At 33.9% G+C, this 23,722-nt stretch carries 22 protein-coding genes; 11 read left to right on the forward strand and 11 right to left on the reverse strand.

Annotation, left to right across the window (positions count from 1 at the left end; all coding sequences use genetic code 11):
• The first annotated feature begins 457 nt into the window (after positions 1-457).
• On the forward strand, positions 458-1,027 hold the full coding sequence (locus KWG70_RS07020; RefSeq protein WP_230935289.1) for an ExbD/TolR family protein: 570 nt from the start codon (positions 458-460) through the stop codon (positions 1,025-1,027).
• Here the strand turns inward: KWG70_RS07020 and KWG70_RS07025 are convergent.
• Positions 1,024-1,416 carry a 3D domain-containing protein gene (locus tag KWG70_RS07025; RefSeq protein ID WP_230935660.1) on the reverse strand — a complete coding sequence of 131 codons (393 nt, stop codon included), beginning with the start codon at positions 1,414-1,416 and terminating at the stop codon, positions 1,024-1,026. The two genes, KWG70_RS07020 and KWG70_RS07025, sit on opposite strands and share 4 nt — an antisense overlap.
• An 88-nt stretch (positions 1,417-1,504) precedes the next feature.
• Between KWG70_RS07025 and KWG70_RS07030 the strand changes: the two genes are divergently transcribed.
• A complete protein-coding gene (locus tag KWG70_RS07030) occupies positions 1,505-2,812 on the forward strand; it encodes a dipeptidase (protein WP_230935290.1) in 1,308 nt (435 codons plus the stop codon).
• 16 nt (positions 2,813-2,828) lie between these two features.
• Here the strand turns inward: KWG70_RS07030 and KWG70_RS07035 are convergent, their stop codons facing one another.
• A complete protein-coding gene (locus KWG70_RS07035; RefSeq protein ID WP_230935291.1) occupies positions 2,829-3,140 on the reverse strand; it encodes a hypothetical protein in 312 nt (103 codons plus the stop codon).
• 9 nt (positions 3,141-3,149) lie between these two features.
• Positions 3,150-5,150 carry an alpha-ketoacid dehydrogenase subunit alpha/beta gene (locus KWG70_RS07040; RefSeq protein ID WP_230935292.1) on the reverse strand — a complete coding sequence of 667 codons (2,001 nt, stop codon included), beginning with the start codon at positions 5,148-5,150 and terminating at the stop codon, positions 3,150-3,152.
• 153 nt (positions 5,151-5,303) lie between these two features.
• Between KWG70_RS07040 and KWG70_RS07045 the strand changes: the two genes are divergently transcribed.
• Genes KWG70_RS07045 through KWG70_RS07065 form a run of 5 tightly spaced genes read left to right on the forward strand, consistent with a single transcriptional unit; the run spans position 5,304 to position 9,292 of the window.
• Positions 5,304-6,251: an isopenicillin N synthase family dioxygenase gene (locus tag KWG70_RS07045; RefSeq protein ID WP_230935293.1), complete on the forward strand. Its 948-nt coding sequence runs from the start codon at positions 5,304-5,306 to the stop codon at positions 6,249-6,251.
• Positions 6,252-6,269: 18 nt separating this feature from the next.
• Positions 6,270-6,602: a translation initiation factor gene (locus KWG70_RS07050; protein ID WP_230935294.1), complete on the forward strand. Its 333-nt coding sequence runs from the start codon at positions 6,270-6,272 to the stop codon at positions 6,600-6,602.
• Positions 6,603-7,550 carry a DUF1835 domain-containing protein gene (locus KWG70_RS07055; protein ID WP_230935295.1) on the forward strand — a complete coding sequence of 316 codons (948 nt, stop codon included), beginning with the start codon at positions 6,603-6,605 and terminating at the stop codon, positions 7,548-7,550.
• Positions 7,540-8,415, forward strand: coding sequence for a nucleoside phosphorylase (locus tag KWG70_RS07060; RefSeq protein ID WP_230935296.1), 876 nt, complete (start codon positions 7,540-7,542; stop codon positions 8,413-8,415). Before KWG70_RS07055 ends, KWG70_RS07060 begins: the two co-directional genes overlap by 11 nt.
• A 19-nt stretch (positions 8,416-8,434) precedes the next feature.
• Complete coding sequence (locus tag KWG70_RS07065) at positions 8,435-9,292, forward strand: substrate-binding domain-containing protein (RefSeq protein ID WP_230935297.1); 858 nt, start codon at positions 8,435-8,437, stop codon at positions 9,290-9,292.
• A gap of 368 nt (positions 9,293-9,660) precedes the next feature.
• On the opposite strand, the gene ung is transcribed toward KWG70_RS07065, so the two are convergent.
• Positions 9,661-10,326, reverse strand: a complete 666-nt coding sequence (gene ung / locus KWG70_RS07070) for a uracil-DNA glycosylase (RefSeq protein ID WP_230935298.1) — start codon at positions 10,324-10,326, stop codon at positions 9,661-9,663.
• Between the two features lie 135 nt (positions 10,327-10,461).
• Here ung and KWG70_RS07075 point away from each other — a divergent pair, with 135 nt between their 5' ends.
• The 4 genes from KWG70_RS07075 (at position 10,462) to KWG70_RS07090 (ending at position 16,683) form a co-directional block, all read left to right on the forward strand.
• Entirely contained in the window at positions 10,462-11,340 is an 879-nt protein-coding gene (locus tag KWG70_RS07075) for a cupin-like domain-containing protein (RefSeq protein ID WP_230935299.1), read from the forward strand.
• Positions 11,341-11,420: 80 nt separating this feature from the next.
• A complete protein-coding gene (locus KWG70_RS07080; RefSeq protein ID WP_230935300.1) occupies positions 11,421-13,586 on the forward strand; it encodes an endonuclease MutS2 in 2,166 nt (721 codons plus the stop codon).
• Between the two features lie 138 nt (positions 13,587-13,724).
• Positions 13,725-14,144, forward strand: coding sequence for a thiol-disulfide oxidoreductase DCC family protein (locus KWG70_RS07085; protein ID WP_230935301.1), 420 nt, complete (start codon positions 13,725-13,727; stop codon positions 14,142-14,144).
• A gap of 367 nt (positions 14,145-14,511) precedes the next feature.
• On the forward strand, positions 14,512-16,683 hold the full coding sequence (locus tag KWG70_RS07090) for a DUF4139 domain-containing protein (protein ID WP_230935302.1): 2,172 nt from the start codon (positions 14,512-14,514) through the stop codon (positions 16,681-16,683).
• A 147-nt stretch (positions 16,684-16,830) separates the two neighbouring features.
• Here KWG70_RS07090 and KWG70_RS07095 read toward each other — a convergent pair whose 3' ends face one another.
• From KWG70_RS07095 to aroC, 7 genes are all read right to left on the reverse strand, one after another.
• On the reverse strand, positions 16,831-17,991 hold the full coding sequence (locus tag KWG70_RS07095; protein ID WP_230935303.1) for a flavohemoglobin expression-modulating QEGLA motif protein: 1,161 nt from the start codon (positions 17,989-17,991) through the stop codon (positions 16,831-16,833).
• A 2-nt stretch (positions 17,992-17,993) separates the two neighbouring features.
• Positions 17,994-18,821, reverse strand: coding sequence for an N-formylglutamate amidohydrolase (locus KWG70_RS07100; RefSeq protein WP_230935304.1), 828 nt, complete (start codon positions 18,819-18,821; stop codon positions 17,994-17,996).
• A gap of 5 nt (positions 18,822-18,826) precedes the next feature.
• Positions 18,827-19,156: a hypothetical protein gene (locus tag KWG70_RS07105; protein ID WP_230935305.1), complete on the reverse strand. Its 330-nt coding sequence runs from the start codon at positions 19,154-19,156 to the stop codon at positions 18,827-18,829.
• A gap of 151 nt (positions 19,157-19,307) precedes the next feature.
• Positions 19,308-20,132 (reverse strand): sulfurtransferase, encoded by an 825-nt coding sequence (locus tag KWG70_RS07110; RefSeq protein ID WP_230935306.1) that lies wholly within the window; start codon positions 20,130-20,132, stop codon positions 19,308-19,310.
• Entirely contained in the window at positions 20,125-21,162 is a 1,038-nt protein-coding gene (gene gshB / locus KWG70_RS07115; protein WP_230935307.1) for a glutathione synthase, read from the reverse strand. The genes KWG70_RS07110 and gshB overlap by 8 nt, the downstream gene beginning before the upstream one ends.
• Before the next feature lie 56 nt (positions 21,163-21,218).
• Positions 21,219-22,541 carry a dicarboxylate/amino acid:cation symporter gene (locus KWG70_RS07120; RefSeq protein WP_230935308.1) on the reverse strand — a complete coding sequence of 441 codons (1,323 nt, stop codon included), beginning with the start codon at positions 22,539-22,541 and terminating at the stop codon, positions 21,219-21,221.
• Positions 22,542-22,585: 44 nt separating this feature from the next.
• Positions 22,586-23,647: a chorismate synthase gene (aroC, locus tag KWG70_RS07125; RefSeq protein WP_230935309.1), complete on the reverse strand. Its 1,062-nt coding sequence runs from the start codon at positions 23,645-23,647 to the stop codon at positions 22,586-22,588.
• Positions 23,648-23,722 lie beyond the last annotated feature (75 nt).

Consider the following 23,722-nt stretch of genomic DNA (forward strand, 5'->3'; position numbering starts at 1 on the left):
TGAAACTAAAATTTATACTTGGAATCAAAAAAGACGATATAGATAATTATATCTATTTCAAAATCATCAATCAAAAAAAAATCAATTATCATGAGAACTTTAAACAACAATCAATTATCAAGTACTTCAACTGAAACAAGAATGTACAATTGGAACAAAAAAAGACGCTATAGATAACTATAGGAATTAAAATTCATCAATCAAAACATCAATCTACCATGAAAGCTTTAACAAAAATTATCAACACATCACATACAACAAATGACGACTTAGAAACGTTACGTTAATAGTGATAACAACAACATTATTCATCAATCAAAATGCATATTGAGTTTATTCTCAATATAATATCCGGAAAAACCAGCATACTTTTAGTATTCTGGTTTTTTTGGTTTTAAGAAAATGGTATCGTTTTTGAGGCTTGTGACGTATAACAATAATCTTAAAAACTATTATCATGAGAACATCAAGACGACAATCTCCTCAAGTTAATGCAGGCTCAATGGCTGACATTGCTTTTTTACTTCTTATCTTTTTCTTAGTTACTGCTGCTATACCAGAAAAGGACGAAGGTATCACTCGAAAACTTCCACCTCCTTGTCCGCCTAATACAATTTGCGATGACGGAACCATCAAACAACGCAATGTTTTAGAAGTTAAAATTAACTCTAAAAATGAGTTGTGGGTAGAAAATGAGATTATTGATATTGAAGAACTCAAGGACATTGCAATCGCTTTTCTTGACAACAATGGTGATAATACATGTAATTATTGTAATGGTTTAAAAGATAATAATTCATCTGACAACCCAAGCAAAGCAGTAATATCCTTAAATAATGACAAGCTTACGTCCTACAAATTCTACATCCAAGTTCAGGACGAATTAACTAAAGCCTATTATGAATTGCGAAATAATTATTCTGAAACCATTATCAAAAAACCATCTAATAAACTCACAAAAAAAGAATTAAAACAGGTCAAGGACGCCTATCCATTTATACTGTCTGAAGCAGAAATCAAGAATTAATTCAAAGAGTCTAACTCAATTTCAATTCTATAACTGATGTTAACTTTGCGTCTGCCCCATTCCTTAGCAGCTTTAACATCAGTTCCCATATAGATATCTATTCGTTTCCTCCAACGTCTGTTCATTTTATCCTTGACTAAATACGTCCCTTCAACCCCTTCAATCTTCACAGGTGTATTATGTACCAAACCATTTTTAAGCAAATCTCTTGAAACAGCGATATAACGCAAACCTGGTTTTAAGCTATCACCAAAAGCCGTAATATGCGGATTTGAGCTAGTTTGATATGCCAAAGAATTGTAGGCCGTTGCTGTGACTTCAATGGTTTTCCATTCATAAGGATTAGGCGGTTCACTTTTACAGCTGACCAATAATACACAGACTAACATTAAAACATAGACAGTATAAGACGCAGAGGAATTCATATTTTAAATATAAGATTTTGTAACTTCACAATCGAAACGAAATCCAACTTTTATGAAATCATTATATCTCTCCTTTTGTATTTTAATTATGGCGTCTTCTTGCAAAACCGATTCTAAAACTGATAGCAAAACAACTAGTAAAAATGATTCTATAGCACTTATTGAACGTGCTAAAGCCATTCATGATCGCGTAATTACCTTAGATACACATTGTGACATCAATGTAAAGAATTTTACAGATTCCATCAATTACACACAAAATTTAGAATCTCAGGTTAATTTACCTAAAATGAAAGCTGGAGGTTTAGATGTAGCTTGGTTTATTGTATATACTGGTCAAGATACACTTACAGATGAAGGCTACAAAAAAGCATACGAGAATGCCATGTCAAAATTTAATGCTATACATAAATTAGTTGAAGATATCGCGCCAAACCAAATCGAACTTGCGTTGAACTCTGATGATGTGCGCCGTATTTCAAAAACTGGGAAAAAAGTAGCAATGATTGGTATTGAAAATGGATATCCAGTAGGAACAGATATTTCTAACGTAGAGAAATTCTACAATCTTGGAGCACGATACATGTCTTTGTCTCACAACGGACACAGTCAATTATGCGATAGCAATACAGGTGAAGAAGATGATATATGGTTACATAATGGTTTGAGCGATTTAGGAAAGGAAGTGATTAAAGAAATGAATCGCTTAGGCATCATGATTGATGTGTCTCATCCTTCAAAAGAGTCTATGCGCCAAATGATCGAACTTAGTAAGGCGCCAATAATTGCATCCCATTCATCAGCAAGAGCTTTATGTGATCATAGTAGAAATCTTGATGATGAACAGCTAGAATGGATGAAAGAAAATGGAGGCGTTATTCAAACAGTGGCGTTTCAAGCCTATACTAATACCGAAAAGAACGATGCTAGAAACAAAGCCATAAAAGATATTAGAAAAGAGATTGCAACATCCTTAAATACTAAATGGTATGAATGGAGTGAAATGAAAACATTAACTGACGACGAAAAAGAAGCATTTTACGAGGTAAGATCAAAAATTGTAACATTAGCAGATGAAAAGGCGAGTCAAATGAGTGACTTTCCTCCTAAAGTAAATGTTGCTGACTTTGTAGACCATATCGATTACATGGTTGAAAAGATCGGACTCAAACATGTTGGTATTAGCAGTGATTTTGATGGTGGTGGTGGTGTTGAAGGTTGGAGTGATGCTTCAGAAACCTTTAATGTAACTTTAGAATTAGTAAAACGTGGATACACCGAAGACGAAATTGAAATGCTATGGAGTGGTAATTTGCTTAGAGTCTTGGATGAAGTTGAAGCAATTGCCAAAAAAAGTTAGTAATCAAATAAAAAAGTTATAAGGCGTTTTTAAAATCGATATATCGCATTACAACAGTCACTACAAATAATAAGAAGAGTATGGAATTTGCAATGATCCCAAATATCTTTTTAACAGAATTAGGGTCTTTTAATCCTTTCATACTAAACACAAAACCTATAATTGAAGACACAAACACTAAGATCATTAGGAAACCACTAACATATCTATAAAAATCTAGTGAGATCTTTTCATTAGCAGCTAAAAATTGTAACAACAAAAATAGTAGAAACGTTACAATTGTAATAATTGCGAATTGAAAGCCTTTCTTTGAGTGTGATGATGTCATGACTGTAATTTAATAAGCTAAAAGCTCTTTTAGTGCATTTTCAAAACGTCCTTTAGCCATGTATTGTTCTTCCAATTGATTAATAAACGGAATTGGCGTTTCCATACTAGCAACGCGTCTTACTGGTGCATCCAAGTGTTCAAAAGAATGTTCCATAATTAACGATGAAATATCACTAGCAATACCTCCAAATAATGAATCTTCTTGTAAAATAATGGCCTTTCCTGTTTTCTTGACAGAATCCAAAATAGCATCTAGATCTAATGGCTGAAGGCTTCTCAAATCAATCATATCAGCACTAATATCAGCATTATTATCTAGTGTCTCTAAAGCCCAATGCACACCAGCACCATAACTAATAATTGTCACATCATTACCTTCTCTTAGCATAGAAGCCTTTCCTAAAGGTAGTGTGTAATAATCTGTAGGCACTTGTTGACGAATACTTCTGTACAACGCTTTATGTTCAAAGAACAATACAGGGTTTGGATCTTCAATGGCTGCTGCTAATAATCCTTTTGCGTCATAAGGAAATGCTGGATATACGACTTTTAAACCTGGTGTTTTAGTAAACCAAGCTTCATTAGTTTGTGAATGAAATGGTCCAGCGGCGACACCTCCACCACAAGGCATTCTAACAACAACATCAGCCTGTTGATTCCAGCGATAATGTGATTTTGCTAAATAGTTCACTACAGGATTAAAACCAGAAGTCACAAAATCTGCAAATTGCATTTCCATGACAGCCTTCATTCCCGCAATAGATAATCCCATAGCAGCTTCTACAATAGCAGACTCACAAATTGGTGTATTTCGAACGCGATCCTTACCAAACTGCTTGACAAAACCTTCGGTGATTTTAAATACGCCACCATATTCTGCAATATCTTGTCCCATAATAACCAAATCATCATACTTCTCCATCGACTGTTTTAAACCTTTAGAAATAGCATCAATAAGTCTAAGTTCTTCTGTTTTTGATTTAGGCTCAACCGCTTTAAAATCAAAAGCTTTATAAACATCTTTAAGTTCTGTCTCTATATTTGGTACAATAGGCGCTTCATCAAATGCCATTTGTAAATGCTCATGAATCTCATGCATTATCCCTTCCTTGATTGCAACTTCCTGCTTTTCGGTTAAAATCTTCTCATCTTTTAAATAGGCTTGAAAATTTTCTAAAGGATCTTTCTTAGCCCATTCTTGCATCAACGTTTTAGGTACGTATTTTGTTCCACTTGCCTCTTCATGACCTCGCATTCTAAATGTTTTGAATTCGACCAGAATTGGTCTAGGACGTTTACGAATACTTGCTGCAAGCTTTTGCATTTTTGTATAGACTTCAATAATATTATTACCATCAAGAATAAAAGATTCCATACCATAACCCTTACCTCTATCAGCAATATCTTTACATCTGTATTGTTCATTAGTAGGTGTAGACAAACCATACCCATTATTCTCTACACAAAATAATACTGGTAATTGCCAAACAGAAGCGACATTTAAAGCTTCATGAAAATCTCCTTCACTAGTTCCACCCTCGCCAGTAAATACAGCAGTGACTTGTTCTTTGTTTTTTAATAGACTCGCTAATGCAATACCATCAGCGACACCTAATTGTGGCCCCAAATGTGAAATCATTCCAACAATATTAAACTCTTGGGTTCCAAAATGAAATGATCGATCACGACCCTTAGTAAAGCCATTTGCTTTACCTTGCCACTGACTGAACAAACGATACAAAGGAATCTCTCGAGTCGTGAACACACCCAAATTACGATGCATAGGTAGTATATATTCTTCCTTGTTCATTGCCATGGTCACACCAACTGAAATAGCCTCTTGGCCTATTCCGGAAAACCATTTAGAAATTTTACCTTGGCGCAATAGAATGAGCATTTTCTCTTCTATCATGCGAGGTTTAAGCATATTCTTATAGAGACTCAATAGGGTCTTGTCGTCTAAATTTTTTCTATCGTAGGTTATTAATCTCTTGGTTGAGGTCAACATTATGTTTAAAATTGCGTTAGTAAATCAAATGTAAATAAAAATTGACGTTTTTAAAGGTTCAGACCATTTATTTTTAAGCGAAATTGAAATGTGTGATTTTACCAGTATTTTCGCTATTTTTGTTAATCGAACTACAATAAAATCCATTTTAAAATGAATAGAATACCAAGTGTGAATCTTCAGGATTTTCTTTCTGGAGACGAAAGCAGAAAGCAGAAGTTTATAAATGAAATAGGAAAAGCATACCAAGAAATTGGATTCGTAGCTCTTAAAGGTCATTTTTTAGACGATCAGCTCGTAGATAATTTATATAAAGAAGTAAAGAATTTTTTTAGTCTACCTGTGGAGACTAAAAGAAGTTATGAAATTGAAGGTATTGGCGGACAACGTGGATACGTATCCTTCGGAAAAGAAAGTGCAAAAGGGAAGAAAGAAGGTGACTTAAAAGAATTCTGGCATTTTGGTCAGTATGTCGAAGATGACCCAGAACGTGCCAAAGAATATCCTGATAATGTAGAAGTTAAGGAAGTTCCTGAATTCAATACAATTGGTAAAGAAACGTACCAGATGCTTGAAAAAACTGCTAAATATGTATTACGTGCACTAGCCTTGTTCTTAGATTTGGAAGAAAATTATTTTGATAATTACATTCATAATGGTAATTCTATCTTAAGACCTATTCACTATCCTCCTATTCTTGAAGAACCGGAAAATGCAGTTCGTGCTGCTGCTCATGGTGATATTAATTTAATTACACTATTAATGGGTGCTCAAGGACGAGGTCTACAAGTTCAAAATCATGAAGGCGAATGGATAGATGCCATAGCAGAGCCAGACGAATTAATGATAAATGTAGGTGATATGTTATCACGTCATACAAACAACAAACTAAAATCTACAATACATCGTGTTGTTAATCCGCCTCGTGAACTTTGGGGAACTTCACGGTATTCTATACCATTTTTTATGCATCCAATAAGTGAAATGAAATTGGATGTTTTGGATAGCTGTATTGATGAAGACCATCCGAAACAGTTTGCTGATATTACAGCTGGAGAGTTCTTAAATGAACGTTTGGTTGAACTTGGATTAAAGAAATAAATCTATTTATTATAACAAATGGATTTAAAAGATCAATTAAAGAACCTCTTTCCAGATCATGTATCTGAGGATATTTCCGAAGAAAAACACACAAAAGATCAAGGCATTTGGTTACAAGATGACCCTATCCTTTGTAAGTACGAAAAAAGAAAAGGTAAGCCTATCACAATTCTTGAAGGTTACACTGGCGCTGATGAAGATTTTAAGAAGTTAGCCAAAGAACTCAAGCAAAAGTTAAGTGTTGGAGGTAGTTTCAAAGATGATAAAATCATCATTCAAGGTGACTATAGAGATAAAATCATGCAGATTTTAAAAGATAAAGGGTTTAATGTGAAGCGCGTTGGAGGTTAAATGAGTTTAAGTACATTACATATTACTAATGGTACAAGTTTGACCAATTATTTGTTCCAATTAGGCATTTCAACAACAGAAAATACAATTACCTGGCAAGAGACACTTTGTGTAGGCCCTACTGTTGAAGACATTTCATCAAAAGAGTTTTTCAAAATAAGAAAAGCATTTTTCAAATCATTTTATAATATTAGCTTGAGTCGGAAAGAAATGAATAGTGAACTCAAAAAGCTGGATAAAATTTCTGATTTTACTGAAATTGTATTGTGGTTCGAATATGATTTATTCTGTCATATTAACATGGTAGCCGTTATTAGTTTATTAGAACAAAAAGGTATTTATTTACCAATATACCTTGTATGCAGTGGTCGTGTTGAAGGAGAAAAAGGACTGAAAGGACTTAGTGAACTCAAACCAAAACAATTAGAAACCCATTATCACGATAAGGTTAAGCTAACTGTTGATGATATTGCTCTGGCAAAAAACATCTGGCGGATTTACTGCGGAAAAGATCACAACTTATTATTACCGCTTATATTAAGATCGTCTTCATTTGAATATATGAGTATTTGTTTGAAAGCTCATATTAAACGTTTTCCAGATACTAGAAGTGGTATTAGTACCCTTGAATATAATATATTAAAACTTGTCAAAGAGAATACTATTACTTCTAGACATCACTTAGTCGGTTACACCTTACATTATCAAGGTTACTATGGCTATGGTGATTTACAATTAGAACGTGTCATCGATTTATTATCTATTTTTTTCATTGAAGAAAAAGGTAGCTTAAAGCTCAATCGTGAAGGTCATTTAGCATTAAGTCATCAGCACAATTATCAAAAAGAAATGAATAACACTATTTATTTTGGTGGTGTTACTAGTTTAGATTATACCTTCGATAAAAAACAAAACAAACTTATAAAAACAGTTGTTCATGCCAATTAAAGCATCAGAATTAATATTAAATCCAGACGGCAGTGTCTATCATTTAAATCTTCTGCCAGAGCATATTGCTAATACCATAATAACAGTAGGTGATCCTGATCGAGTTAGTAGTGTTACCAAATATTTTGACAAAGTAAATTTCTCGACTCATAAACGAGAATTTCACACACAAACTGGTGTTTATAAAGGAAAACCAATAACAGTTATTTCTACTGGTATTGGTACTGATAATATTGATATCGTATTTAACGAATTAGATGCGCTGGTAAATATTGATCTTAAAAAAAGAGAGGTGAAATCTAAGCTAACCTCATTAGATATTATTAGAATTGGTACTTCAGGATCTATACAAGCAAATATCCCAATAGATTCATTTGTCGCAAGTGAATATGCAGCTGGGTTTGATAGTTTGTTACATTTTTATGACAGCGCTCAAGTTCAATATTTTGAAATTTCTGAAGCATTAAAACGACAAACCAATTGGTTTGAAAAAAAATCTGACCCTTATGTTGTAAAATCTAGCGAGCGCTTGTATAAACAATTGTTTAGCGACAAGACTTTCACGGGCTTTACAGCTACAAATGTAGGTTTTTATGGACCTCAAGGAAGAATATTGAGGTTGGCTATTCAAGATAACGACTTAAATGACAAGCTTGCAAATTTCAATCATAACGGTAGGACAATTACTAACCTAGAAATGGAAACTGCAGGCATTTATGGTATCGCAAATTTACTTGGTCATCATGCGTTATCCATGAATGCCATTATCGCTAATAGAGCGACTGGTGAGTTTAGTGCTGACCCAAAAAAGGTTGTAAACGACTTAATAGTTTACACTTTAGATAAAATTTTAGATTTAGATTAACAACGACAAAGTCAACATATTGAAAACTATAAAAATTGGAGGTGTACCAGAACACTTTAATCTCGCCTGGTATTTAACATTAAAAAATGGTGAGTACAAAGAAGAAGGTATTAATTTACGTTGGAAAGATTATTTTGGAGGTACAGGAGCCATGAATAAAGCACTTCGTGAGGGCGAAATTGATATTGCTGTCATTTTAACTGAAGGTATCATAAAGGATATTATTGATGGTAACCCTTCTAGAATTGTACAAACATTTGTACAATCACCGTTAATTTGGGGAATTCACGTTGCAAATGATTCAAAATACAATACAATCGACCAGTTAAGAGGGACTAAAGCAGCCATTAGTCGCTATGGCTCAGGTTCTCACCTTATGGCCTATATAAATGCCGAAAACAATGAATGGAATCTTGATGAAGATATGAATTTTCAAGTGATTAAAAACCTTGATGGTGCTGTAGAAGGTCTAACTAATGGTGATGCAGATTATTTTATGTGGGAAAAGTTTACCACAAAACCCATCGTTGATGACGGTGTATTTAGACGTATAGGAAACTGTCCTACACCATGGCCTTGCTTTGTAATTGCTGTAAGAGAAGCATTTTTAGACACCAACCTAGAAGACGTTAAAACAATACTTAACATCATAAATGATACTACTCAGGAGTTCAAGCAAATCCCAAGTATTGACAAAACTATTGCGAATAGGTATGATCAAAAACTAGAAGATGTACAAGAATGGTTATCACTTACAGAATGGTCTCAAAATCTTATTGATGAAAACACCATAAATACTATTCAGGACAAGTTATTTAACTTAGACATCATCCCAAAAAAAATTGATTACAAGCAACTAGTAAAACAAATCAATTAATTTTTAGCTAGGAAAAACTAAAATTCAGTTGTTATATAATTGATTGATTTGGCTATTTGTAACGTCTAGAAATTAACGAAATTTTAGCTTTTTATTTCGTTAACTTTCTATTTATCAAAATTTTAATTACATTTACCCCAACCAAATCTATGTGCTACTTGACAAAAACTATACATTATGATAATAACAATTACTCTAATACTTTCATCTTTAGTTGCATTAAATTTTTTGTTATTGATATTTAGCTGTAACAAAACGACTAAGAAAGTTACTACAGAAAATAAAGTAATTTTTAAACCTACTAAATTACAAAAACCGACAAAACAACTTACTGCTACACAGTTGGCTCCTACTGGAAGTTAAGGTGTTTACCAGTGTATTTCTTTTATATTTCTAGATTTTAATTCTTTATTGGCTTTGCTAAAATGCTTATTCCCAAACCAATAACCTCTATTAGCGCTTAATGGTGAAGGGTGACCAGAAGTTAATACTATATGTTTAGTAGAATTAATAAGTTTAGCTTTCTTTTTAGCAAATCCACCCCAAAGTAGGAACACTACGTTTTCTTTTTCATCGCTCACTAGCTTAATTACTTGATCTGTAAATAACTCCCAACCCTTATTTTGGTGACTACCAGCTTGATGTGCTCTAACACTTAATGTTGCATTGAGCAATAGTATGCCTTGTTTTGCCCAACGCTCTAAATTACCAGATTCAGGATAAGGAATATCTAAATCGCTTTCAATTTCTTTGAAAATATTAATGAGCGATGGTGGATGTGAAATACCATCTGCAACTGAGAAACACAATCCGTTGGCTTGACCATCTCCATGATACGGATCTTGACCAATAATAACAACTTTAACAGCGTCTAAAGGACATAAATCAAACGCAGAGAATATTTGTGATCCAGGTGGAAAACATTTCGTTTTTGCATACTCATGCTTAACAAAATCCACTAAGTCTATAAAGTATGGTTTTTCAAATTCGTTAACTAGCCTGTGTTTCCAGCTATGGTGTATATTTACTTTCATTTTATCTAAAAAAGAATCTTATTATCTAAAATATGAAATATGTCATAAATTTGTAGTATCATTTATAGTATATTCGCTATTACAAACATTAATTAGCTTAAAAACAAATAGATAACAAATCTTAACCATAACACCATGTCACAAGAATTAAGAAATAGAATACAGAGTTTATTAGATAAACCTCTGCTTGACCTGGAGACAATCGATACAATTAGCCACAAGGATTTTTTAAATAATTACATAAAAAAAAGAAAGCCAGTTAAAATTACCAATATGATGGAAGACTGGGGAGCTACTAAGAAATGGTCCTTAGATTATTTTGAAGAAATTGGAAAAAACAAACAGGCGTATATTTCTAAAGGAAATATTAGACAGCAAGAAACTAAATGGGAATACGGGAATTTTATAGACTACGTAAAACAAATTAGAAATGCTAAAGATCATAAAGATGTTACATATCTAGCAAATCTTTCCATTATTAGAATGTTTCCAGAATTAAAAGATGATGTTGATTTCTCTATACTTTCAGATCATAAAGTCAAAGACTCTATGTCGATTTGGATTGGTCCAAAAGGAACAATCACTGGGTTTCACCAAGATAGAGCAGACAATATTCTTGCTCAAGTAAAAGGGTCTAAAGTTTGGTTAATTGTCGACGACAAACAGTCTAAATATATGTATCGCAGTAAAAAATTCGAACCAGGATCAATTTTAAGCGAAATTGATTTAGAAAATTTTGATCGCGATAAATACCCTTTATTACAAGAAGCAGATATTTATTTTGTAGAGATTAACGCTGGCGAAATGGTTTTTAATCCTAAGAACTTTTGGCATTGTGTGTACTCGACAGATACTTCAATAAGTGTCAACTGCATGTCTTACACAAACTATGATTACATCGAAGGAAAATTAAAGAGTTTTGCTAAGGTAAGCCTGCACAACTTAGGCTTATACGGAACCGAAGATTGTGTATGCCATTTTATTGATGATAATGGAAAACGCATAAGACGTTAATGACTATTAGATTTAAACATTTTATTAGTACCCCATTAATAATTACCTTTGCGTCTTTTAGTATGTAGAGGTAAACATTAATGATTAATATTCACGAAAAAACATTACAAGATATTGAGTTTTACTCAGTTTTGCAGCAAGTTGCAGAGCTTTGTATAACCGATTTGGGAAGACTTGAAGCTTTAAAAATAAAGCCGTTTTCTTCGCAAGAACTTGCTATGCAATCTCTTGAGTATACTAATGAATATGTCTCTTCATTTTATAATGATAATAGAATCCCAAATCATGGGTTCGAACCTATTACAAAGGAAATTAAGCTTTTAAACATTGAAAATTCTTATTTAGATACTAAAAGCTTTAAGAAAATTGCCGCTATCACACTTTGTGTAAATGATCTCTTAGTATTTCTAAAAAAGTTCCAAGAGTACTACCCAACATTATATCAATCGTCTTCTAATCTTGAGGTTATCAAACATGTGGTTACAGAAATAGATGCGATTATTGATCGCTTTGGAGATGTAAAGGATAATGCCTCAGAAACACTATATCAACTACGAAAAGCCATAAATTTAGTAAGAGGAAAAATCAATCAAAGTTTTTCATCTGCACTAAACACCTATCACAATCTCGATTACCTCGATGATATTAGAGAGTCTGTAGTAGAAAATAAGCGTGTACTTGCTGTAAAAGCTATGTACAGACGTAAAGTGAAGGGCAGCATTATGGGCAGCAGCAAAACAGGAAGTATTGTTTACATACAACCTGAACAAACTTTTCAATACGCAAGAGAACTCAACAATTTAGAATTTGACGAAAGTGAGGAAGTTGACAAAATACTTAGAAACCTAACAGAATACATAAGACCTTACACAGCTTTACTACAGCAGTATCAAAACTTCTTGGTTAATATAGATGTCGTTTACGCTAAAGCAAAATATGCGCAATCTATAAATGCTATACGTCCTGAAATTAATAATGAGAAAGTCTATATAGCAAAAGATGCGTATCATCCGCTACTTTATTTATCTAACAAAACTGAAGGCAAAAAAACATTTCCGCAGTCTATCATTTTAAATCCAGAAAATAGGATCATCGTTATTTCTGGACCAAATGCTGGTGGAAAAAGTATTACGCTAAAAACCATTGGTTTGCTGCAAGTCATGTTACAAAGTGGTTTATTAATTCCAGTTCATGAGAAAAGCAACATTTGTCTATTTGATAGAATTATTAGTGACATAGGTGACAATCAATCTATTGAAAACCACCTTAGTACATATAGTTACAGATTAAAGCAGATGAATTTTTTCCTTCGGAAATGTAACAAGAATACTCTATTCTTAATTGATGAGTTTGGCACTGGAAGTGATCCAGAACTTGGAGGCGCTCTAGCCGAAACATTCTTAGAAGAGTTTTATTATCGTGAAGCTTACGGCATTATAACGACCCACTACTCCAATCTAAAGGTATTAGCCAACGAACTGCCATATATGCAAAATGCCAATATGATGTTTGATGAAAAAAGCTTAGAACCTATGTTTAAACTGGTTTTAGGTCAGGCTGGTAGTTCATTCACATTTGAAGTCGCTCAAAAAAACGGAATTCCGTACAGCCTTATCAATCGCGCAAAAAAGAAGATAGAGCGTGGTAAAGTTCGTTTTGATGCAACGATAGCAAAGCTTCAAAAAGAACGTAGTAAACTTGAAAAAACAGAACGTTCCCTTAAAGAAAATGAGAAGAAAAAGCAATCAGAAGCCGACAAACTAGAAGAAGTAAATGCTAAGGTTCAAAAAAAGCTAGAAAGCTTTCAAGAACTCTATGATACGAATCAGCGTTTGATTTATCTCGGACAAAAATTCAATGATATTTCAGAAAAATACTTCGATAACAAAAAGAAGCGTGAGCTTATGGCTGAACTGTTTAAACTGGTTCAGATAGAAAATTCCAAGCGAAAGAAAGTTTCTGCCAAACAAAAACGTGCCGAAAAAGCGAAAGAAGCTCAAATCAAAAAAGAGGCTGAAAAGAAAGTCGCAGTGATTCGCCAAAAGAAAAAATCGGCAAAGAAAAAAGAAATCAAGATTGAAAAACCGAAGCCTATTTTAAAAGTCGGTGATCGTGTGCGAATGCACGATGGAAGAGCCATAGGATCTATTGACTCTATCGAAAAAGGAAAAGCGATAGTAAACTATGGTATTTTCACGACAAATGTTAATACAGAATTGTTAGAGTTAGTTGAAGCCAAGAAGTAATTCGTCATCTCCTATTTATTCTATTATAATTACTTATACCCAAAAACACCTTCTTTAAAAGAAGTTTACCTTGGCAAGACACTTACGATTTAACTCAATTTTTAAATACCTTAGAATTGGTTATTGTATCTTTGTAATGTGATTGAAAGCCTACCAAAACATAAACAATTGATTCTCTTTGATGGTGTATGTAACTTATGCAACTCATCTATTCAATATGTTATCAAACATGATAAAAAGGACCTTTTTATGTTTGCTCCTCTACAGAGTTCTATTGGAACACAGATCATCAACGAATTTAAAATTGATACCACAAAAACCGATTCTATATTATTGTATTCTAATGAAAACGGACTTTCGAGTAGGTCAACAGCAGCTTTAAAGATTGCAATGCATTTAGGGTTTCCAAGACATCTCCTAGTGATTTTCTACATCGTCCCTGCCTTTATGCGCAATTGGGTCTATGATTATATTGCAAAAAATCGATACAAGTGGTATGGTAAAAAAGACGAATGTATGATTCCTACGCCAGAACTAAAAGCTAAGTTCCTAGCATAAAAAAAGCCCTTTCGGGAAAAAGGACTTTAATAATTAACAACTAATTAAAACTTAATTTAACTCTTAAATAATTTCTTAATCAAAGAGGGATTATCTAGTATTAGATGAATTTGATTAATAGCACATTATTTATAGTATAAATCTACTCTATAACTCAAAGTTTGAGCAAAAACATCGGTATAAACCCAAAAATATTTGTTAAAAAAGAGAGACGTGCAAAAAACATCTATGAGTTGCACAATTGTGATGTTTTGTTTTAAACTCATCCATAATAGGTCTTTACTCATTCAAAATATAGATTCCCTCAAGTGTGATTTTCTGCCTTAAAAACATGATATAGTTTTACCTTAAATAAAACAACCATATCATGAAACAGCTAGTATTATTCTTATTTCTTATCAGCACATTGAGCTTTGCTAATACCGAAAAAGGCACGCCATCAAAACTTAAAAAAGTGACCGTATATCTAAGCGGAGCACAAATTGAAAGAACTGCGGATCTTATACTTCCAGTTGGTACTACCCAATTTGTATTTGATAAATTATCGCCAAACATCCAAGAAAGTAGCATTCAAGTTTCTGGCCTTGACAACGCTACGATTCTATCTATCAATTACGGCATCAATTACTTATCAAAGCAAGATCGATCTGAAGACGTTGAACGTATTCAAAATGAAATTAAAGTCATTTATGATGATGTTCAAGCCCAAGACCATCTTATTGCTGGATATAGCGAAGAAATATACCTCATTACACAAAACAGAGTTCTTGGAAATACCAATGAAGTTGTTAGTTTAGAAAAACTTAAAACTTTTGCTACATATTATAGAACTCGAACTACCGAAATTAAAGCTAAAATTTATGCCTCTCAAAAATTAAAAAGGGAGTTGAATGCACAAATTTCAGATTTAAAAAAACAACTCAACGAACTTAATGTTGATGACAAAATACAAACAGGTGAAATTAAAATCAAGCTCAACTCTGATATCAAAACCGAATTAAAACTTCGTATTACCTATAATGTTAGCAACGCTGGATGGTTTCCTATTTACGATATTAAAGCCGAAAAAATAAACGAACCTATCCAACTCGTCTATAAAGCACATGTGTATCAAAACACCGGAAATGATTGGGATAATGTAAAACTAACCTTATCTACAAGTGATCCAAATACGAATAATGTCAAGCCAGATGTGAATCCGAAATACTTGAATTTCATTAGTGCCAATAGCAACTATCGCAGCAATAGAGCAACAAAAAATTACAATTACAAATACAATCCATTAGTAAAAACTGTATCTGGCGTTGTGACATCTAGCGACGACGGATTGCCTCTACCTGGAACAACTGTTATGGAAAAAGGAACAACCAATGGTACGCAAACCGATTTTGATGGCAAGTATTCTATTAAAACTCAAGGAGGTCAAGAGCTGGTATACTCATTTGTTGGTATGAAAACTGAAAGCTTGCCCATTCACTCTAGCATTATGAATGTTGTAATGGACACAGATGCTAGTGCATTAGAAGAGGTTGTAATCGTTGGTTATGGCGGCAAAAATACTGCCGCAACAAAAAGGGTTTCGGCCGAAACTATAGAGAACAGACCAAATGCTGGTTTTGTACAAACATTGTCCGGACAACTACCTAGTCTAAACATTACCTCCAATTCCGGGCAACCTGATGCGAATGCATATGTGCAATTAAGAGGAGTGGCCTCGGTAGATAAAAATGTACAACCTTTATTTATTGTTGATGGAGTTCCAGTAAATGCTTTTAGGTTTCGCGGATTAAATCCTAACGATATTGCATCTGTGGAGGTTCTAAAAGATGAGGGAGCGACTTCTATTTATGGTAATAGAGCCGCAAATGGTGTAATTGTAGTAGAAACAAAAAAAGGAAACTACACCTCTAATGGTGATGTCATAGAAGAAGGCATTACCAATACACGTTTTGAAATTAATAAATCATACACGATACCAAGTGATGGTGATGTGACAGTAATTGAAATCGAAGATTATGAGGTGCCAGCAACTTATGCCTATTTTGCCGCTCCTGTTTTAAACGAAAACGTGTTTTTAACCGCTAAAATTGATGATTGGGAACAATACAATTTATTGCCAGCCGAAGCCAATGTATACTTTGAAGGCAGCTATTCTGGAAAAACTAATATCAATCCACAAAGCACAACCGAAGAACTCACCATCTCTTTAGGTGTTGATCCAAATGTGGTTGTTAAACGCACGCAACCAACAGATTTTAAAAAGAATGCCTTCATTGGTAGCAACAAAATCATTTCTAAGCATTATGACATTGAATTAAAAAATAATAAATCTTCAGCTATAGACTTGATATTATATGATAGAATTCCAATTAGTCAAAACAAAGAGATCAAGATTGATGATATAGAAACTGGTAATTCTGAATATGATGATAAAAAAGGCATCTTAAAATGGACTGTCAATATGCCAGCAAACAACAAAGAGACATTTAGTTTCTCCTATATCATAAAATATCCAAAGTATAAGCGGGTTAATTTATAGATGAATAAAGCCTTAAAGTGACAGTATCAGCTTGAGCCTGACTTCAGTTAGTTAGGAACAGATCAAGTTCTTCTTTAATGTGAAGGTCTAACAATAAAGAAGTTTCAGAATTAAAACCTCAGATTAGAAATGTTGACTTTAAGGCTTTTATTTCAAGCTCTTTAAAATAAAGTCCAAGTTCTTATTAGAGTTATCGTTGTTGATGTAAGAATCTGTATAATACTTTGAAGAGATCGCCAACCCGAGATCTTGAAGCTTTTTAATGGTATCTATATAATCTAAACTCACTTTTCCTGTGAGAAGAATATCAAGATCACCACCTTGCTTCGCATAATTATAAACACGATTGATCCCTGTTAGATATTGATGATCTTTAGTAAAGCCTCCTCCTCTATGCACTCTAAGTGTTATTGAAAACGCCTTATCTCTATTGAGTTTGTATTGACTGTAAAGTAAATCAAACGTATCAGCAAAGCTATAACCTTTATTAAGTGTATCTACAGCTATGACGCGATATGCCAGTTCTTTAAGACGCTTCATAGTTAAACATCCAGACATGTATTCTGAATACACTGCTAAGCCTTCTTGGGTTTCTACGTTATTTGGAAACCCATTTGAGAATACCTTTAATGGTTGCGCCAATCCGTTAAACGTCGTAACCATGTGCACACCAACTTCATGGTTGGTTAAAACCTTTAATTGATTTTTACTGAATTTATGATTTTTATGTAACACCAAAGTTTGTGAATGGTTTAAGACCATAGCTGCAGCCGAAAGGTTGGTAGACAACTTGATATTGTAATCAAAATCATAACGCTTAGAATACTCCTTAAAATAATCTACGGCGTCGGTCGCCGAATACATAGGTAACATCTCCTCATCAAAATCACTATCATCAAAGCGCAAGATAAATTTAGCATTATCAATATCTTTCTCTGTTGGTGTACCAAAACTCTTGAGACTATTAAAGTAGAATTTACGCCCTTGGTTAATGGTTTCAATACATTCTATCAACCCAGAATATTCATAGATTACATCTTCATACAACTGTCTAATATCATCATCGGTTATGCGTTCCAGTCTTTGAGAAAAGAATAGACGATGCAATTTATAACCGTTAAATTTCATTTTCGGGTATTTAAATACGGGGTCGTAGGTAAACTTTGAAGAAAAGAATTGTTTTTTCTCGCGTTGGATATTCAACGGATTAATATAATTAAGTACCTCTATCTTCTTTACTAATCGATTTAAATTAGCATCAATATCAAATAGATCTTGGTATTCGTCTGTACTTGTAATTTGTGGCATTGTTAAGCGTGCTTTTTATAAAAATTTGCGGCATGCTCTGGTAATCTTGTTCTCAACTGTTCTTCAACACTTGCAACAACTTCTGGATACATAACATAATTGTATTCATCACAGTAAACCTTTGCAATCTCAGTTGCCAAAACTAAGGTATTTTGAAAGTTTTTCGTTATAAATTTCAAGAAATATCCATTTCCTTGAAACGTGTCATTGATTTTTGAGGTCGATTTAATTTCATGAGGCAAAATCATCTCTGATAATCGTTTCCTCCATTGTTCGATATCGGCTCCAAATCTATCGTTATCTACATTAGAAGTTCCTAAATTCCACGTTGGTACTTCTCGATCCCAACGTTTCCAATTGTAACTATGCATATCATAAACTATAGCCACACCAAATTTCGCTTCGAGCTTAGTGATTAAGGCGTGAACAACCTTATAGAAATTCTCATGCTTTAGCAAGCTCTTTTGTTTTTTCTCTTCGGAAAGTGGCTCATACCATAACTGTTTTCCCCAAGCTGTATCAAAAACGGCATCTTTGGGTGCTCTGTTTAGGTCGTATTCAAAACGAGAATCACAACCTGCAATGACAATAGGATGAGATTTTACCATGTTTTTTGTTTCAGGATCTTCCTCATACCAACGCTCATAGTCTGTATGTATACAATTGTCCCAAAGCTCTTTTCTAAATTGATGTCCGTCATGCACTGCTCCACAAGCATAGTGAACATAGTCATCTATTTTGATTGTGAATGAATAATCCTCTGCCACAGCGTGAAAGCATTTTTCAGTATTGATATTCTCAATGATGGTTTGAATTGGTAAGCGCTCCATAAAATCTAACTTAATATTCTTTTTAAGCTATTGTATATAGCATGTTCCATTTGATCCATTCGACCGTCTGCAAAAGCCATCAATTTGATGTCGGCAAAAAGGGCATCAGGATGATCACTATAAGTAGATTCTGTATTTACAGCATCCACAATTTTAGTAATACTCTGATAATCGTTATCACTTTCAAATTCGGTTTTGATGTGCTTATACGTCTCTTTATCTACACGAGATAAGATATAATCGTGTTCTTGCTGTGTTTCTTTTAGATCAGAATGCGCCACATATAATAAAATATAGGCTACTAGTTCTTGCTTTGTCCAATTAGTGTGTGCCATCGTCTTATCTGTTATTTAAGTTGAACTCATATAAAACGTTTTCAAAATTAAAATGAGAATCGTCAAGATTCTTCTTAAAGCTTATACAAAAATAAAGCTACTAATAATATCACAAAAAACACATATATAGCATTATATTTTGCATGTAAAACTATTTAGTTAATGTTCCAAATTCTGTCCACGAGCCATCATAAACCGATATGTTTTGATACCCAGAAATGTCCGCGGCTAAAGCCAAAATACAAGCTGTAATCCCAGAACCACAAGAAAAGGTCAAGGATCTATTCGCAATATCAAAAGATTTAAAAATAGCTTTTAATTCTTCTTCAGGCCTTAAGCAATTACCATTCAATAATTTGGTATACGGAAGATTGCCCGAATTAGGAATAGTTCCGCTTCGCAAGCCAATTCTAGGCTCAGGAGCAATCCCTTTAAAGCGGTCTTCTGAACGCGCATCTAGGATACCACAGTTCTCATCTCTAGCGATGTTAAGTATGTGATGAAAAAAGCGCATTTTATCTTGCTGAAATTTGGCTTTAAAATCCCCTTCTTCCCAATGCGATATGGCTAATGAATTTATTGTGTTATAGTTATGACGTTCCCATTCTGGAAGCCCTCCATCTAATACAGCAATATTATTGAATCCAAATGACTTGAATAGCCACCATACTCTCGGACTCCAATATATACCTTTATCATCATAAACAACAATCAAGGAATTGTTATTTATGCCTAGGTTTCTGGCCTCTCGTTCAAACTGTTCTTGCGATGGAAATGCATTAGGAAATTCATCGTCTTGATCACTGAATTTCCCTTTAATATCAAAATATCTTGAGTTTGGAATATAAGTTTGTGAGGTGAAATCATCAGCTTTTAAAACTCGAGCATCTAGAATAACAAGTTCCTCTATATGCTGATTTTGAAACAACCACTCACAACTTACAATAGTCGAAACTAATCGACTGGCATTAGGCATCCTCAACAGTTTTTCTTAAACGTGTACGTCTGTCAAATGCTTGTAATTGATCGACTACTTTACTTTCAAGAAAATCAATAACGCGCTCTTCAACTTTAACCTTATTCTTATAGACTTTGTTGATATATGTAATTCCGCCTGGAGACATCACATTAACCTCTACGAGTTTTCCGCCTATAACGTCAATTCCAACGAAATATAAACCGTCTTTAACCAATTTTGGACCTATTTGCTTACACAATGCTTTTTCAGCTTTGGTCAATGAGTGCTTTTGAACCGAACCACCTGCTGATACATTAGAACGATGATCATCAGTACCAGGAACACGTTTCATAGCTCCAACTGGTTCTCCATTAAGTAACAAAATTCTAACGTCACCTTGATCGGCGCCTTCAATATAATCTTGAAGAATCACATAGTTTGATGTGCCATCACCACTCGTGATATAAAAGTCTAATAATGAATTAATATTACTCATTGCCGATTTTTCAATAAGTATCACACCAGAGCCTCCAAAGCCATTTAAAGGCTTTAAGATCATTTTATCAGCTTTAGATTCCTTAATTTGCTGTATGAGATAGTTTTTGTTTTTTGATACATGTGTATTTGGAATGATATTACTATGAGCATCACCAAAAGCAGCAGTATACAATTTGTTATTTGCCTCACGCATACCTTGCAATGAATTCACTATAAACACATCATCTTTTACTGAATCCAAAAAATTAAGCATTATTGGGTCTAGTGGCGGATTAGCTCTAAAGAAAATAGCATCAAAACCAGCAAGCGGTAACATTTCTTCTCTTAGGGTTGCTTTATTGTAAAAAGCTTTTAATGTTGATGGCACTTTTTCCATACGATTAATAACCGTACAAAATGCATTAGTAACACTATCTCTAATAGTTAAGTTAGCTGGTGTACATGTAGCAACACCATGACCTCTTTTAACACATTCTTTTATTAAAGCTAAACTTGTATCGTTTTCAGGATCTATTTGTTCCCAAGGATACATGATAAAACAAACATTCATAGTCAATTATTTTGGTTGGATATTATAAATTTAAAAAGAATAATCTATTCTTAAAACTATTTCACGGCTTCATAATGATCATCCCATTCTTTAGGTTGTGGGTCATGCAACTTGTCTAATGATTTAGCAACCATCATAGAAACTGTTGCATCACCAGTTACATTTACAACTGTTCTACACATATCTAATGGTCTATCAACTGCAAAAATAAGTGCCAATCCGATTGGTAATAATTCTGCTGGAAACCCAATAGATTCTAATACAATCACTAACATTACCATTCCTGCACTAGGCACAGCGGCACTACCAATAGACGCTAACAACGCTGTAGCGATAATCACTAACTGATTGGTAAAAGTTAAGCCCTCAGGCCAAATGACTTGCATAATAAAAACAGCAGCAATACCTTGATACAAACTGGTACCATCCATATTTACAGTAGCTCCAACAGGTAATACAAACCCAGACACTTCTTTGTCAACACCAATATGCTCTTCGACACGTTCCATAGTTACCGGAAGCGTTGCTGCACTACTACTAGTTGAAAATGCTAAAAGCTGAGCTGGAGAAATTTTATTTAAAAACCAAAGAGGAGATTTTTTGGTATACACCTTTACAAGAATAAGATAAAATACAATCATCAAGGCTAAACCAATTACTACGCAAAGTGCGTAATTAAGCAGTTTTAAGAGAATTTCAGTATCGTCAAAAGCAATAATAACATTAGCCATTAATGCAAAAACGGCATAAGGTGCAAACAACATGATAAGGTCTACCATTTTCATAACGACCTCATTGAGCGAGTCAAAAAATTTCACCAATGGTTTGGCTTTTTCTTCAGGAATTAATAACAAACAAATTCCAACAAACAGAGCAAAGAAAATCACTTGAAGCATTTTAGCTTCTGCGAATGACGTGAAAATATTGCTAGGAAAAATATCGACTAAAGCTTGCAATGGCCCAGCATCTTTTGTGGCAGAGGCTTTTTCTAACTTATCTAAGACACCAGCATCATTTTCGTATTTCATTTTAATCTTAGCTATAGTTTCCTCTGACATTCCTGTACCTGGCTGTACGGTGTTCACAATAGACAATCCAATGACGATGGCAATCAATGTTGTTCCTATATAGATGATTATTGTACGTAATCCCATGGATTTAATCTTGGAAATATCTTTAAGATCAGATATCCCTTTGATAAGCGATGCTAATATTAAAGGAATGGCAATTAATTTCAATAAATTAATAAAAATAGTACCAAAAGGTGAAATCCAATTGGTCACAAAATCTTTTCCTCCTACAGAATTCATAATAAAACCAAAGATGATTCCTAAAACCATTCCAATTATTATTTTCCAGTGTAATGCTAGTTTTTTCATATGTAGTATTTAGCTTTTTCCAAAGGAAAAAGTAGTTATTTTGTTTAATTATAGAGTTTATTCAGTAAATAAAAATCGGCCAAGACTAGTGCAGCCATAGCTTCCACTATTGGAATAGCTCTAGGCACTACGCAAGGATCATGCCTACCTTTACCCTGCATTTCTACTAAGTCTCCAGAACTATTTAAAGTTTCTTGTTTTTGAATAATAGTTGCTACTGGTTTAAAGGCTACTCTAAAGTAAATATCCATACCATTGCTAATTCCACCTTGAATACCACCAGACAAATTGGTTGTTGTCGTTCCGTCTTCATTGAATAGGTCATTATGTTCGCTTCCTTTCATTTTCGCGCCACAAAAGCCACTGCCATATTCAAAACCTTTAACCGCGTTAATAGAAAGCATGGCTTTACCTAAATCGGCATGCAATTTATCAAAAACAGGTTCGCCTAAACCAATAGGCACATTTTGAAGTACGCAAGTCACAGTACCTCCAATAGTATCACCTTCTTTTCTAATGGCCTTTATTTTAGAAATCATCTGTTCGGCAGTAGTCTCATCTGGGCAGCGTACGCTATTACTTTCAATTTTAGAAAAATCTAAATCCTGATACGGTTTTTCTAAAAACAAATCACCAACCGAAGATGTGTAAGCGTTAATCTTAATTGTACTTAGCAGTTGCTTTGCAATTGCTCCAGCAACAACGCGACATGCAGTTTCTCGCGCTGAACTACGTCCACCACCTCTATAATCACGCACGCCATATTTTTTTTCATACGTGTAATCGGCATGACTTGGTCGATAGACATCCTTGATATGCGAATAGTCTTTAGATTTTTGATTTGTATTTCTAATAATAAATCCAATTGGAGTTCCTGTAGTTTGGCCTTCAAAAATTCCGGATAAAAACTCAACACTATCAGGCTCTTTGCGCTGTGTCACGATGTCAGATTGACCAGGCTTTCGGCGATCCATTTCTGCTTGAATCGCATCTAAATCTAATTTTAATCCTGCAGGACATCCATCAATTACACCTCCAATAGCAATACCATGAGACTCACCAAAGGTGGATAATTTAAAAATTTTTCCAAAGGAATTTCCTGCCATAGACTTAGATTTTACGCTAATGTAATTCTAAAAATAGAGAAACAAAAACAGAATTTCATAAAGCCTTTAATTTCC

The organism is Psychroserpens luteolus, assembly GCF_021032705.1.
In the GTDB taxonomy this organism is placed as follows: Bacteria; Bacteroidota; Bacteroidia; order Flavobacteriales; family Flavobacteriaceae; genus Psychroserpens; species Psychroserpens luteolus.